Source organism: Bacteroidota bacterium (assembly GCA_018692315.1).
Lineage (GTDB): Bacteria > Bacteroidota > Bacteroidia > Bacteroidales > JABHKC01 > JABHKC01.
Genome location: JABHKC010000153.1, coordinates 1 through 15,475, shown reverse-complemented (window position 1 = coordinate 15,475; position 15,475 = coordinate 1). Strand labels below are relative to the sequence as shown.

Below are 15,475 nucleotides of genomic sequence, written 5' to 3'. Positions count from 1 at the left end.
AAATATATTTTGTAGGGTAAAGAATTTAAATAGTGTCATATATTTTGTCGAATAAAAAATAACAAATTGGAAAATTTTAAGGATAGTGATATAATAATTAGATTTCTGGCTCAAGAAACCACTGATTCTGAGAACAGTAAAGTATTAGATTGGAAAAAACAAAATAAAGCAAACGAGGATTTTTTCGAAGGAGTAAAAAAAATATGGGATAATCCTGACATTCAGAAATATAATAAAAAAGAATCAATAAATGAAATTTGGGACAAGTTTAATGTAAATCTCAAAAAAACTGAATCAAAAACTCAAAACCATACTTCTCATGCAAATAATGAAGAATTTGTATCATGGAAATTCTATTTTTTCAGAATAGCAGCGGTATTTGTTTTAGGAATTGGAATTTGGCATTTTCTGAAAGACGACATTGCAACAAACAATAGAATTACGGTGATAGAAAACAGTAGCGAAATAACTAAAGAGGTTGTTTTGCCCGATAGTTCTGTAGTTTTTCTAAATTCAAAGTCCAAAATTGAATATCAGAATGATTTTTCTAAAATGCGGAAAGTTCATTTAAATGGCGAAGCTTTTTTCGATATAAAAAAAGGCGTAAAAACATTTCAAGTTCAATTGTCGAATGCAATTATTGAAGTGCATGGAACTTCTTTTAGCATAAATTCCTTTGAAGAAAAAGACGAGATTGAAGTAATTGTTGCTACCGGAAATGTATTATTTCTTGATAAAAAAGACGATTTAAATACTCAAAAAGTTTATCTGCAATTTGGCGAAAAAGCTAGCTTGAAAAAGTCTATAAATGTGATAGAAAAGAGCATAAACGAAGACAAAAACTTCTTATCGTGGAAAACCAAAAAATTTGTTTTCGAAAAAGCTTCAATTAATAAAATTGTAGATGATCTTGAAAAAGCATATAAAAAAGAAATAATAGTTAATCAGGACATTAATGACAAATTTCTTCTTTCAGCACGATTTTCTGAACAATCTTTAGATAATATTATCAATATTTTGAATAGAGAATTTTCAAAAATTAATGAGAATTATTCAAACATTTTTTCATTTCGATAAAAACTGAACCTTCTCAGAAATACTCGTTTATATAATTCAAAAATTTAATAGGAGTTATTGGTTTTGTATAAAATCCGTCATATTTCACCTTCAACAAATCATCTTCATATTCTAAAGGTGCATAGGCAGTTAGCGCAATAATTGGCACAGTGTCATCCTTGTTTTTAATTACATTTGTAGCTTCAGATCCACTTACATTTGGCATTTGAATATCCATAATAATCATATCAAATTTTGTTTCGCTATTAAAAATATCAATAGCTTCTTGTCCATCTCTTGCCCATACTACTTCTGCTTTAACTCTCTGAAATATAGACTTTAACAGGAAGTAATTTGCCTCCTCATCTTCAGCAACCAATATTGTTTTTCCTTTATAGTCGAAAGATTCGATTTTTTGTTTAGAAATATTTTTTGAAGTCTCTTTCAATACTGGATTATAAGGAATCGAAAAGTAAAATATTGTTCCCTCATTTATTTTTGATTCGTACCAAATATTTCCCCCAAGCAATTTAACTATGCGGCGTGCAATTGACAAACCCAAGCCTGTTCCGCCAAATTCTTTTGACGATGTTGGTTTAACCTGACTAAAGTTTTCGAAAATTTTATTGCCTACATGCTCAGGAATTCCAATACCGGTGTCTTTCACAAAAAAATTAATAGCAATTTTTTGTTTTTCACCTTCTTGAAGCACATCGAAAGAATATCCAAACTCTATGCTTCCATCGTTTGTAAATTTTAAAGCATTAGTTATTAAATTAAAAACAATTTGTCTAATACGCTGAGTATCAATACTAATTATTGTATTTCTATTCGGGATGTTCAGTTTTATTACAATATTTTCCTTTTTGAGTTTCGGCAAGTTTTTTTGAAAAGTTGAATAAATCTCCTTTAAAGTTTTATTTAAATCGCAAATCTTTTCCTTCACCTCAAATTGACCTGATTCTATTTTTGCAATATCAATTATGTCATTGATCAATTTTGATAGCATTTTCCCATCTTCGTTTATACAAACAGAAAATTCTTTTCGATCGTCGGGAGAAATATTGTCTTTTGACAAAAGATCGGAAAATCCTAAAATAGTATTTAAAGGAGTTCTAATTTCATGAGAAATGTTTGCCAAAAAAAGTGTCTTTTGTTTACTTTGGACAATTGCAGTTTCCTTTTCAGATTGCAGAGTTTTGCACTGATTTTGTAAAGTTTGCACCTCCTTTTCTAAGATTGCAATTTTATTTTGTAAATTAGAAATCGTATCTTCCATTATTCAATCATAAAGTAAGTTTATCTTCTTAAACTCAAATTACGCCCTAAAAACCAATTACAATATAAATATTTGACTAAACATAGCATTTCTTACATTGAATAATAAAAACTATTAACAAATATTCTTTCGAAATTTGTACAAAAATCAAGAAGTTTCTGCTTTATGTTGTAATTTATTATTTAGGTTTTGAGGCTTATGATATTTTCAGAAATTAATTTAGATATTTAGCAAAATAATTACTAATTACTATTGCTCTACAATACACACAATTTGCTTATTATTAAAGCTATAAGATCGAAATAAAATCACACCCACAATAAATCTTGTTTAAAGATTAATATATGATAAACAACATATATTTATTAAATAATTTGTTCTAATTTTGTGCAAAATTTTAGAGAAAAATTTGTTTAATTAAATATATACAAAATGGCAAATAAAAAGAATTTTATAACATGCGATGGTAACTATGCTGCCTCGTATATTGGATATATGTTTAGCGAAGTTGCTGCAATTTATCCTATTACACCTTCCTCAAATATGGCAGAAAATATTGATGAGTGGGCAGCCGCAGGGAAAGAAAATATGTTTGGTGAAACCGTTTTAGTTTCTGAATTACAGTCGGAAGGCGGTGCATCGGGAGCAGTTCACGGCTCATTGCAGGCAGGTGCTCTCACCAGTACATATACTGCTTCGCAAGGATTATTGCTGATGATACCCAACATGTATAAAATTTCCGGCGAACTGCTTCCAGCAGTTTTTCACGTAAGTGCAAGAAGTTTGGCATCGCAGGCATTGTCAATTTTTGGAGATCATAGCGATGTTATGGCTGCCAGAAACACAGGTTTTGCAATGCTCGCTACAGGAAGCGTGCAGCAAATAATGGATATTGCAGGATTGGCTCATATTGCAGCAATAAAATCCAGAATACCTTTCCTTCACTTTTTCGATGGTTTCAGAACCTCGCACGAAGTACAGAAAATTGAAGCGCTATCAATAGAAGATTTAAAACAATTTGTAGATTTCGAAGCTCTTCAAAAATTCCGAGATAACTCTCTAAATCCAGATAATCCTGTTACTCGTGGTACTGCTCAAAATCCTGATATATATTTTCAGGCAAGAGAAGCAATTTCAAAATTTTACGATCCAATTCCTGATATGATTGAAGAACTTATGCAGGAAATTACAAAAATGACAGGTCGTCCATATCACATTTTCAATTATTTCGGTGCAGAAGATGCTGAAAATATCATTATTGCAATGGGATCGGTTACCCAAACAATAAAAGAAGTAGTTGAATATATGAATCAAAATGGCGAAAAAGTCGGTGTAATTGTAGTTCACCTATATCGCCCCTTCTCTGAAAAACATTTGATGCAGGCACTTCCAAAAACTGTAAAAAAGATAGCTGTACTTGACAGAACAAAAGAGCCTGGTGCAAATGGCGAACCTTTGTATCTTGACATACGCGATATTTTTTACAATAAAGAAAATGCTCCTATAATAGTCGGTGGAAGATATGGTCTTAGTTCGAAAGACACTGTATCATCTGATATTGTTTCAGTTTATAATAATTTGAAATTAGATAATCCAAAAAACCATTTCACTATTAGCATAGTCGATGATGTTAAGATGTCATCATTGCCAATTCTTCCAGATGTGATAACCGTTCCGGAAGGAACATTCGAAGCAAAATTCTATGGATTAGGTTCTGACGGAACAGTTGGAGCTAACAAAAACTCTATAAAAATTATTGGTGATTCTACTGATAAATATGTTCAGGCTTATTTTGCTTACGATTCTAAAAAATCTGGAGGAATAACAACATCTCACCTTCGATTTGGCAATAAAATTATTCGATCGACTTATCTTGTAAATAATCCCGATTTTGTTGCTTGCCATGTTCCAGCATATATCTACAAATATGATATGCTAAAAGGTATGAAAGAAAATGGAGTATTTCTACTTAATAGCATTTGGGACATTGAAGAAACAAAAGACAGGCTGCCAGTACATATGAAGAAATTCATGGCTGAAAAAAATATTTCTTTCTACATAATTAATGCTACAAAAATTGCAAGTGAAATAGGTCTTGGCGAAAGAACAAATACAATTATGCAATCTGCTTTTTTCAAGGTTTCAAATGTAATTTCGTACGAATCGGCAGTAGCCGAAATGAAAGGAGCTATTGAAAAATCGTATGGTTTGAAAGGTGAGCATATAGTGAAAATGAATTATGCAGCTGTTGACAAAGGAGGCGATGTTGTAAAAATAGAAATACCTGAAGATTGGAAAAATCTTGAAGACAAAGAAGAAATTGACAAGAGAAATATTCCAGATTTCATCAGGAATATTATGGAACCTATCAATAGTCTGAAAGGAGATTCCTTGCCGGTTAGTGCATTCAATGGTAGAGAAGATGGAACATTTCCTGCTGGAACAACACAGTATGAAAAACGTGGAATAGCAGTGAATGTACCTGAATGGATAAGCGAAAATTGCATTCAATGTAACCAATGTGCCTATGTATGTCCTCATGCTGTAATCAGACCATTTTTACTTACAGACGAAGAACTTAAAAATGCTCCTGAAAATACTGAAACTTTAAAAGGTATGGGAGCTACAAAAGAGTATCAATTCAGAATTCAAGTTAGTGTTCTCGATTGTACAGGATGTAATAACTGCGTTGAAGTTTGTCCTGGAAATAAAAAAGGAAAAGCTCTTGAAATGAAGCCACTTGGAACACAAGATTCCGAAATCGAAAGATGGGAATATATGCACCACAAAGTTGGATATAAAGATGAAGTTGTACCAAAAGAGAAAAATGTAAAAAATAGCCAATTTGCACAACCGCTATTTGAATTTTCAGGAGCTTGTGCAGGCTGCGGTGAAACTCCTTACGTAAAAACTATTACCCAATTATATGGCGATAGAATGACAATTGCAAATGCAACAGGTTGTTCGTCAATTTATGGAGGATCTGCTCCTTCAACACCATATTGTACAAATAGCAAAGGACAAGGTCCTGCTTGGGCAAACTCTCTTTTCGAAGACAATGCAGAATATGGCTATGGAATGTCTCTCGCAAGCGACAAACTACGCGAAAGAATTGAAATGAAAATGAAAAAAGCCTTAAATAATGGCATTTCAGAAGAGCTAAAAGAAGCTTTCACGAGTTGGATTGAAAATAAAAACAATGCAGCAAATTCTAAATTAGCTTCTGCACAAGTTGTTTCAATCTTAGAAAATGAAAATAGCACAATCAGTAAAGAAATTCTTGCCTTGAAACAATACCTTGTGAAAAGATCGACATGGATTTTTGGTGGCGATGGTTGGGCATATGATATTGGATACGGCGGATTAGACCATGTTTTAGCATCTGGAGCAGATGTAAATATTTTAGTTCTAGATACAGAGGTATATTCAAATACAGGCGGACAAGCTTCTAAATCAACACCAGTTGGAGCAGTTGCAAAATTCGCAGCCTCAGGAAAGAAAATCAGGAAAAAAGACCTTGGAATGATGGCAATATCTTATGGTTATGTATATGTAACTCAAATAGCTATGGGTGCCAATCAAAACCAATGTTTGAAAGCAATAAAAGAAGCTGAAGCATATCCGGGACCATCATTGATAATTGCATATTCTCCTTGTATTGCTCATGGTTTGAAAGGTGGAATGACACGAACACAAAGCGAAGAAAAAAGAGCAGTTGAAGCTGGATATTGGACTAATTACCGATATAATCCTGAAATGGAAAAAGAAGGAAAAAATCCATTCATCCTCGATTCTAAACCACCCAATTGGAGTAAATTCCAAGATTTTCTGGCTGGTGAAGTAAGATATACATCATTGCAAAAAGCTTTCCCGAAAGAGGCAGAAGAATTATTCAAAGCTGCCGAGGAGAATGCGAAATTTAGGCATAAAAATTATGAAAGGTTCAGCAAAATGGACTTTTCAGAATAAATTCATTAAAAAATCCGCTTTCTAAAGATTGCGGATTTTTTTATGATTTCAATTTAAAACCTAAACCGCGATTCCTACTTCAAATTTTCAGCTTGAATTTTTGCAAATTAATAAATTGCATTATTTTCATCTAAAATCTACATATTTAACATTTATTTGATTATATTTTTGTATATGATTTTTTAGTTATTTTAATAAAAAAATTCATATATTTGTCATCTGATAAATTGTTATGTAACTGATTATTCTGTTATGAATTTAAATGTTCATGATTGGTACAAAAAAAAGAATTATGGAGAAATTCTCTTTTCATACGAAGGGAGTATTTCTACAGATTCAATAAATTCTGTACTTAGTTCGATAGAAGAAAAATTATACGAAACTAAAGTAAAAGTTACCATAATAAAAAAAGTTTTTAATATTGTCATAGAAAGTTTACAGAACCTTTATCATCATATTGATGATGCTCCTGAAGATGAAAATAAGATGGATAAAAGATTTGGTATTTTTGTTCTTTCAAAAACCGAAAACTCTTTCAAAATATCTTCAGGGAATTTTTTAAAAGTCGAAAAGAAAAAGTTATTAAAAGACAGAATGGATCAAGTTAATTCTCTTGACAAAATTGAGAGGAAGAATTTGTATAAATACGTTTTAGGAAATGAAGAATATACCGACAAAGGCGGTGGTGGTCTTGGATTAATTGATATTGCAAGACGTACAGGAAATAAGCTAGAGTATAATTTTCATGACTATAACAAAGATTATTTTTTCTTCAGCTTAGATATTAAGCTTTCAATAGATAATTAATTTTTTTATGTTTAATATATGGAGCAAATTTCATTAATCGGTACACCTAAAACACCAAGTATTAAATTCGATGCCAAATTAGGCTTGGTGGAAATAAAAGGTAGATCTATACCGGAAAATTCGATTGAATTCTATAACCCATTGATTGATTGGCTTGACCGGTATGCAAAAAATCCACAAGATGAAACCAATGTAAATATCCAATTGGAATATTTTAATACAAGTTCATCGAAATGTATTCTGGATGTATTTAAAAAATTAGAGTCGATTTTTAATAATGGCAAAAGTGTATGTATAAATTGGCATTACGAAGAAGATGATGAAGACATGCTTGAAGCTGGCGATGATTATCAATCAATTATTAAAATTCCATTTAAAATGATTGAAATAGAAATATAAAATATTTTTTACTTAAAAACAAAAAAACCGTAATTTATTATTACGGTTTTTTTAGTTTAACTCAGGCTATATTAAAATGCTCGTCCAATACCGATTAGCCAACGGTATGTTATATAATCATTATCTTCATACGAAGGGTGGTTCAAAAATATTGGAACATCAAAACGTAGAATTAACGGAGCTGAACTTGACTCTGAATAAAATTTCAAATCGGCTCCAATTCCTGCATCTACTCTAATATCAGCAAATTTTAGAGCCTCTTCTGGCTCATTATAGTTAATGATTCCTATGTCGGAAAACAGATAAGTATCGAATTTTATAAAATTTCTAATAATGGTTGAATTAGATTTAATTAATTTATCAAAATCTAATTCAAAACTTGTGGAAGCCCCAGTTGAACCAAAATATGTTTGCTTAATATCTCCATTACTTAATTCATAGTTTGCAAAATAGCCAGAGTACCCACGAAGGTTTAAGCCACCTCCACTATGAATATGATTTGTCTGATCTCCGAAGCCATACCAATCGTGAGCGAAATAGCCTACTGATCTGAAAAATTGATTATCTGTCAATTGTTCCGGATTGGCACCTGCAAGATATAAAGAAGACTCTTTTGCCCAATTCGTTCCAAATCCAAATTGAAAAAATGTTCGATTCGACAAATCAAACTTTCCTATTTCTTTATAATATTTAGTTGAAAATGAAGCAAAAGTAAAATTGTAGTCGCTACTTAATGCTGAAGTTTTAAAATAGAAATTATAGATTAATTTACTTTTCTTGTATTTTTTATTTATTTCAAAACCAAAATTCACAGTATTGTTATAATTTCCTGCCCCCCAATCTTTCGGATAAATCAGATATGCAATATCTTGAGATTCTTCTCGAATCATAGATTTTAAAAGGAAATAGACCTTTTGCTTTGAATTAAATTTCTTAATAAAACTAATAGAATAACTTTCTAAACCTTCAGAATATAAGGCATTTACATTAAAAGTAGTTTGATCTAAATATTTGTTTAAACCGGTGGAATAAGAAAGTTTGTAAGAAATTTTTTCGTATTTCAGATTTTCATCGAATAGTTTTTTTTGTATAGCCAAATGAGAATTATACCAAATTGTGAAATCAACTTTATGTAAATATTTCATATAATCGCCATGCAAATTTAGCCCAAAGCGAAATCCATCTATTGCATTATACCAAACATCGGGGGAAACATAAAACATATATTTTGTCCAATTATCTGTATTGCTATATGGAGTTCTCCAAAAATATTTAATTGGAAATTTTTTGGTATTGTTTAACATATTGATATCTGCTAATCTTAAGCTTGGGTCGATTTTAATATTTTTTATCCCAGATGGAACTGTAATTTTTGCATAATATTCTGGTTGAATTTTTCTCCAACCAAACCATTTTGGTAAAACTGTAGCATCTGTTTCTTTCACAAACCATGTATTTGGAATATGGAAATTATATGTCGAGTCGCTTTTTGCTATCACAGAAAAGTCTATTGGCATTTGCATTTCGCCAATTCTTTTAAACTTCACAATGTAATTGTCGTTTTTTTTCAATCTTTTAACAGATTTTATTGCATAATCAATAATTTTAGAAGTTTCTAACCATTCGTCAAAAAACCAATTTAAATCGACTTGTGTGAATTCAATAATTGCCTTGCGGAAATCTTCTGGATATGGATGACAAAACTTCCATTTCTCGAAATAGTAATTCATCGATTCAAAAAACAAACTATCACCTAAAACATATTGAAGATTGAACAACATTGTTGCTCCTTTTCGATAAACTACGCGATATTCTGGCCAAGAGTCAAAATCGTCGGAATGAGAATTTAGAGTGCCCTCCTCATTTCTTATTGCCTTTTTTAAATATCTTTCATACACATACTCAAATCTAGGCGTGTATTCTTTGAAATTTTTATTTTTAAGTTCATCACTGTTAAAGTTTTTTGTTTCAATCCCTATATTTTTAAACTCTTGCAATGCCCAAACTGTTAAGAACTGAGTGAATCCTTCGTCGAGAAATCCTCGATAGGTTTCGTTGGAGCCAACTTGCCCAAAAAACCACTGATGGCCAATTTCGTGTGCAAACAATTGATGATTAGGATCAGAACCACTATCCAATGTAATCATAGGATATTCCATACCTTGACGCGCATCAGCAACAATTACTTTGTGATAATTATACATGCCAAATTTTTTTGAAAACATTTCTATCACGTCAATAGCAGTTTTTGCAGCTTGAGTCCAATTTGCAGTATTTTGTTCCTGAACCAAAGCAATGGCTTTTATACCATTCCATTCTTTTTCATCAATTCTGTAGGTAGGGTCGGCAGTCCACACAAAATCGTGAACATTCTCAGCATGGAAAATCCAGGTTTTCACTTTTCCTTTTTCATATGGGATTATTTCTGATGGTGCCTCGCCTATCGGCTTGTTTACAAAATTTAAAATATCTAATTTTTTTCTTAAATCGTCGGGCAAAACTTCTGCTCGATTGGTCAAAAAACCTGTTCCTTCAACAATAAAATTGCTTGCTAAAGTTAGTTCAACATCGTATGTTCCGAAGTCGCCGTAAAACTCTTTGCCAAAATGTTGATCGGTAGCCCAGCCAAATTTCATATCATATACAGCAATCCGTGGATACCAATGACCACCATTGTAATGTTTAAAATTTTGAACTTTATATACTCCCATTCTTCGCCATTCCGTATCTATTTCGAAATATGCTTTAAATTTGATATTGAATTCAATAGTTTCACCCGATTTTAATGGCTTTTCAAGGAAAACTTTAATAATTGTATTGTCTATTTCTGTTTTCAGAATTTTGTTGTCGTGTTTAACAAATTCTATTATACAACCAAGTTTTTGTTGTTCATAGCTTCCATATTGTCTGAAATATTCAACATTTTTCAACTGATTGTCGGCATACGATCCAGGTTGAAAAGCTTGTTGATATAAATGAAAGAATACATGATGCAATTCGTGTGGTGAGTTGTTTGTGTATTTAAGTATTTCTTCACCATAAACGATATCAGTTTCTTCATCTAATCTTGCTTTAATTTTGTAATGAACATCCTGCTGCCAGTACCCTTCTATTGGTTTCCTATTTTTCCAGTAAAGCGGATTATCAACATTTTGATATGTATTTGGTTTTTGAAGTGGATTGTATTTTTGAGCAAATAAAAATGTATTTATCAATAAAGCTACAATTACAAATACATGTCTTTTTTTCATAATTATACAAAATATTAAAATATGCTAATTGGTTCACCAAGAATTAGCCTTGCATTTAAGCCAAAAGACAATGAATTAAATCCTATTGTTTTTAGCTGAAAACCAAAGTGATTAAATAACAATATTGAAATTGCTGAATTAAACTTTTCAGAATCATATTCGCACATCAATGCTAAGTTTTTATAATATAGTGAAGTTCCGAAAAACAATCCGGATAGAAAAGGCTGAGAGTTTTCAAATAACTCAATATTTTTCCATGGAGAATTTAACAAGTTTGCAGCATATCCAATATGATTGTCAATAATCATTGTTTTAGAAACTGCAACTTCTTTTGAGCAAACTATATAAGCTGCACTTTGATAATGATTTGCTGAGAAAACGTCATGAAGTCCGATTGCAAATGCAGGAATATATTTTCTTTCAGATAATATTTTCAGCCTTCCTTTAATAGACCTGTCTCCAACACCCCACAAAACATCTTCAATATTATCCGGACGTGTAACAGTAGCAATAATTTCGGCAAATGGTAAAAAATTGACACTTACTGAATAAAGTTTTTCGCCAATTTTCTCTTCCTTGTTTGGTAAAAAAGCATGGTTCTTTGACAAACTGTTAATACTAAAAATAACTTCCTTATCCCGAGCAAACCGAGCTGTCGGGATCATCACTAAACCAATATTTCCAGTTGTTGAGGGAGAATAATGAATATTTCTTTCCCCAGTTGTTTGAGCAAAAAATTCTATGGATGAAACTAATAATAAAAATATTATAACAATTTTTTGCATACTTAGAATTTCTTAAACTAAAAAGGGAATGAATTATTTTCACTCCCTTTTTATTTCTAGTTTAGAATATTATTTAACACCCTTGATGGCATCCCGACCATACAGGACAAACATCAAATGTTGGGCTTACAGAAAAACCGTAATTATATATCAAATGAAATGTTTTGATCTCACCATTAAAGGTATATGTTCCTTTTATTTCTCTGTAAGTTGAATACAATTTCATCTCAATAGCAGTACATCCCATTAAAGGGAAAAATGCAAATCCAATTATTGTTTGTCCGTCAACTAAACTTTGAGAATATGGAATACCTAATTGGGCAAATATTCCAAGTGTTTGAAGTTCTGTCCAAGTAGCTTCATTGTCTGCACCAAATGATAGTTGTAATACATAATCATACCAAAACTCTTTCATTTGAGGAGTTGACGGGCAATCACAATTTGATAACAATTCAGTCTTACGAATGCTTGATAGTAAGGTATCAAGGCTAACATCTATATTTGGGTCAATAATACCTCCACCTGAGAAATGAAACACTTCAACGCTGACAGTTTTTGTTTGAGGATCAAAACTTACAGTATTTGTCTGAACTTCCCAAATATTGGTCTCTTCATTCAACACTACATATTTTAGATTTGATCCATCATCAATATAATCTGCCTGGAAGGTAATAACCAATGGTTTTTCAAAAACCGCTCCATGTGGCTCAAAATTAAACATTTGAACTGGTGCTCCATCAACAAATTTCCCATATGTTGTTTTTTTGTCTAATGGAGTGATAGATATTTCAATATCTTCAACAGGATTATTATTTACGGTAATGTTATTATCAGCTGGTAATTCAGCTTCACCACCATCAAATTGAAGCATACCACCATCATCTACATTAATTGATTGTATGCTTTGTTTTTCTGTTAAGTAAAAGTCATAATGGAATGATAATGAATTATCAAATTGATTTGCTATTGCTATTTTACTTTCAATATATCCATCGGCTGTAACAATAATGTAGCTTCCAATTTCAATACTTTTTGTAGAATATGAAAATTTACCTTCTTCGTTTAATGCAACTAATACATCACCAACATAAACTTTTGCATCTGAAACTACTTCTTCGCTGCTTGCTGTTTTAACAAATCCGGAAATTGTATTTTCAAATTCAATATTTGATGTCGGATCTATTTCAGGTGATTCAACTTTTGCAAATTCACATGATTGAAATGTCATCAATATTCCAAAGAATAATGCAAGTCCTAAAATTGTAATTCTGTTTTTCATCTTCTAAAATTTTATTTATTAATCAGTCGTAAAAATACGTATTTTTTTTAAATAATCAACTATTTGATTTTTTATTGTTATTGGATTAATCAAACCATATATATCATTATGCCTATTTTGTGTTTCATATTTGTATATAATATCTTGAGTGGCAAGATAAGAATAGCTAATATATTCAGAAGTCCTTAGCCTAAATACCTGGTTGCCAGCATACTTTCTTGGGTAAAGTGGAATGCAAATATTAAATCCGAAATTTTTTCCACCTCCATCCATTAGCAGCGATCTCAATCCAAGTTTAACTTCATTAAACTGACGAAAAACATTTATCTCCCACGATTTCATTTCGTACAGAAATTTTCCATAAGCAATATTTACATGTAAATTGTATTTTTTTTCAGTAAATTCTATGCTAGCATTCCAACTATTATAATACATATCTGTAAATTCTATAGTAGATTCCTTGTAAAAATCATTGTAAAAGCCAGAATATCCATTTTTTACATAACTTAAAACACCGGTCTTTCCATAATTAGCTTGCAAAAATAAGCTGCCATTAAGGAGATACTTCCCGATTTCGAATTCATAACCATATTGATTCTGAGTAAAATATCCTAAGGTAAAATTTGAAAAGAATTTCCAGGGCAATCTAAAAGTTTGGTTTATTGTAAACAAGCCAAATCTTGAATAATCATATTTCTCAGAATAATCATAATTCCATAATGGTAAAACAAACTGAAATTTTGCATTCATTCCTTTCCAAAGCGATGCTTCGAGTGATGGTAAAATATCTAATTTGTTTTTAAACGGAGCAGCATAATCGCCAAACATAAATTTTATTTGCGGTTCAATTACTAACTCAAACTTTCCACTTGTTCGATTTACTTTTTCTATGCTATGAATTTTTTCAGATTCAGAATTGCAAATTGAAATATCAAATGAATTAAGAAAATCATTTATACTTATTTTCCCTATTTTAAAATTAATATAATCTTCCACAACCATATTTATCTTTAAAAATGGAATACCATATTTTTGAGTAATAAGAATTAATTTATTTGTTTTACTTAAAAATTCAACGATATGATCTATTGCTTTAATAATTCCTTCTGATTCATTTCTATATATTCTATTTTCAAGTGTAATATAGATTGTTTCTTTTTCAATTAGAACGGCAACATTCTCAAATCCTTCGTTTGATAGTCTGGAACAAATTCTATTTTCATTTATTACTTTTTCTGATGCATTGCAAAATGTATTATTAATGAATAATACCAATAACAAAATAACAAAGAACGCTTTCATCTATAAAATTAATATTTCGAATATTATCTTAAACACCCAACAAAAAGACAAAATTATAATTTAAATTAATAAAAAGAAAATAATTTGAATTTTTCAATTTAAAAATAATAAAAAAAGGAGGTCAAACTTTGCCTCCTTTTTTTTATTATAAGATTAATAAGTATTTCTACCAAATGTAAGCTTCATCTCTGTATAATCCACCAGTACCGGACCACCAATCAGTATCACTCAGACCGTCAGAGTTTGCCCAAGAAGTAAATTTCAAATATCCACGTGCTATAGAAGAGTCCCCTTCTATAGTCCAATCAAAGTCTAATACAACATCATGCATCATCAATGCCCATGGTGCATGGTAGGCAATTGAATAATAATATTCTCCATTGGCTACAACTGAAGTGTCATGAAAATCTCCAAACAATGTATCAGTTACCATCAAATCAGTCGGAGCTTCATCTTTTAGGTGAATTTCTCTTCTTAAATTTGCGTCAGTTGGATCATAAACATTGATATTAGCCAAAATAAAAGGATTAGAATCTTCTGCGTCAAAATTACCTGGATAAGTATAATTTGTGTTTGCCATAGTAATTGTAACAGTAATTGTATCAGATTCAACAGGATCATTTTGCAGAGGTTCAACATTTACACCAAAAGTAGTATCTCCTTTTACTAGAATCTCCCATGCATCTTCAAAGGCAAGAACTACCAATTCGCCTGTATGACCATCTTCATATCCATTTGCATGTAAAGAAACATAATTTTCGCTAACTCCCATATCGTAACCAGCTACTGAAGTAACATCGGTTGGATCTATGTCAGCAAATTGAACACCAAATCCGTTTCTGTACATACCTCCAATTGCACGAACATCGAAGTAACAGAATATCTCAACAACTTGGTTTGAACCATTTGTAACAGTTTGATACTGAAATCCAACAACTAAATCATTATAATCGAAATCTCCTTCGTGTGGCCACATATCTTCGAAGGCTAAAGTTCCATAGTTACTTGCTGGCCAAAAGTTATCATATGCTCTTGTTATATCAGCTGGATAGTCATCGTCAAGATCATCCACACCATCACCATCACTATCAGCCATTGCCGACTTAGTGGTGTTTGCAAAAGAACACGAAACAGTTTCATTTTCAATAGAAAGAACTTTGTCTTCTCCATTGAATCTAATCTTTAATTCAGTAACTGAATTATTTACATTGATCTTGGCATTTAATTGCTTATTAACTGAACTTGCTACAAGATAAACAATGTCATCACTTTCAGTTGATAAAACATACACAGTTCCATCAATATTCAAATCAACATCAATTATTACATTCATGTCGGTTTTCCAATT

At 31.2% G+C, this 15,475-nt stretch carries 10 protein-coding genes; 4 read left to right on the top strand and 6 right to left on the bottom strand.

Annotation, left to right across the window (positions count from 1 at the left end):
- The first annotated feature begins 66 nt into the window (after positions 1–66).
- On the top strand, positions 67–1,077 hold the full coding sequence (locus HN894_11535; protein ID MBT7143958.1) for a FecR family protein: 1,011 nt from the start codon (positions 67–69) through the stop codon (positions 1,075–1,077).
- Between the two features lie 13 nt (positions 1,078–1,090).
- On the opposite strand, the gene HN894_11530 is transcribed toward HN894_11535, so the two are convergent.
- Positions 1,091–2,335 (bottom strand): response regulator, encoded by a 1,245-nt coding sequence (locus HN894_11530; GenBank protein MBT7143957.1) that lies wholly within the window; start codon positions 2,333–2,335, stop codon positions 1,091–1,093.
- Positions 2,336–2,767: 432 nt separating this feature from the next.
- Between HN894_11530 and nifJ the strand changes: the two genes are divergently transcribed.
- From nifJ to HN894_11515, 3 genes are all read left to right on the top strand, one after another.
- Positions 2,768–6,304, top strand: a complete 3,537-nt coding sequence (gene nifJ, locus HN894_11525; GenBank protein MBT7143956.1) for a pyruvate:ferredoxin (flavodoxin) oxidoreductase — start codon at positions 2,768–2,770, stop codon at positions 6,302–6,304.
- Positions 6,305–6,556: 252 nt separating this feature from the next.
- Complete coding sequence (locus tag HN894_11520; protein ID MBT7143955.1) at positions 6,557–7,111, top strand: hypothetical protein; 555 nt, start codon at positions 6,557–6,559, stop codon at positions 7,109–7,111.
- 18 nt (positions 7,112–7,129) lie between these two features.
- The gene (locus HN894_11515; protein MBT7143954.1) at positions 7,130–7,510 is read left to right on the top strand and encodes a DUF1987 domain-containing protein; all 381 of its coding nucleotides are present in this window, start codon (positions 7,130–7,132) and stop codon (positions 7,508–7,510) included.
- Positions 7,511–7,581: 71 nt separating this feature from the next.
- Here the strand turns inward: HN894_11515 and HN894_11510 are convergent, their stop codons facing one another.
- The 5 genes from HN894_11510 to HN894_11490 all read right to left on the bottom strand — a co-directional run bounded on the left by HN894_11510 (position 7,582) and on the right by HN894_11490 (position 15,460).
- Positions 7,582–10,761: a M1 family metallopeptidase gene (locus HN894_11510; GenBank protein MBT7143953.1), complete on the bottom strand. Its 3,180-nt coding sequence runs from the start codon at positions 10,759–10,761 to the stop codon at positions 7,582–7,584.
- A 14-nt stretch (positions 10,762–10,775) separates the two neighbouring features.
- Positions 10,776–11,546 (bottom strand): hypothetical protein, encoded by a 771-nt coding sequence (locus HN894_11505; GenBank protein ID MBT7143952.1) that lies wholly within the window; start codon positions 11,544–11,546, stop codon positions 10,776–10,778.
- 73 nt (positions 11,547–11,619) lie between these two features.
- Entirely contained in the window at positions 11,620–12,825 is a 1,206-nt protein-coding gene (locus HN894_11500) for a hypothetical protein (GenBank protein MBT7143951.1), read from the bottom strand.
- A gap of 18 nt (positions 12,826–12,843) precedes the next feature.
- Positions 12,844–14,127: a hypothetical protein gene (locus tag HN894_11495; protein ID MBT7143950.1), complete on the bottom strand. Its 1,284-nt coding sequence runs from the start codon at positions 14,125–14,127 to the stop codon at positions 12,844–12,846.
- 166 nt (positions 14,128–14,293) lie between these two features.
- Positions 14,294–15,460, bottom strand: a complete 1,167-nt coding sequence (locus tag HN894_11490; GenBank protein MBT7143949.1) for an LruC domain-containing protein — start codon at positions 15,458–15,460, stop codon at positions 14,294–14,296.
- Between the last annotated feature and the right edge of the window lie 15 nt (positions 15,461–15,475).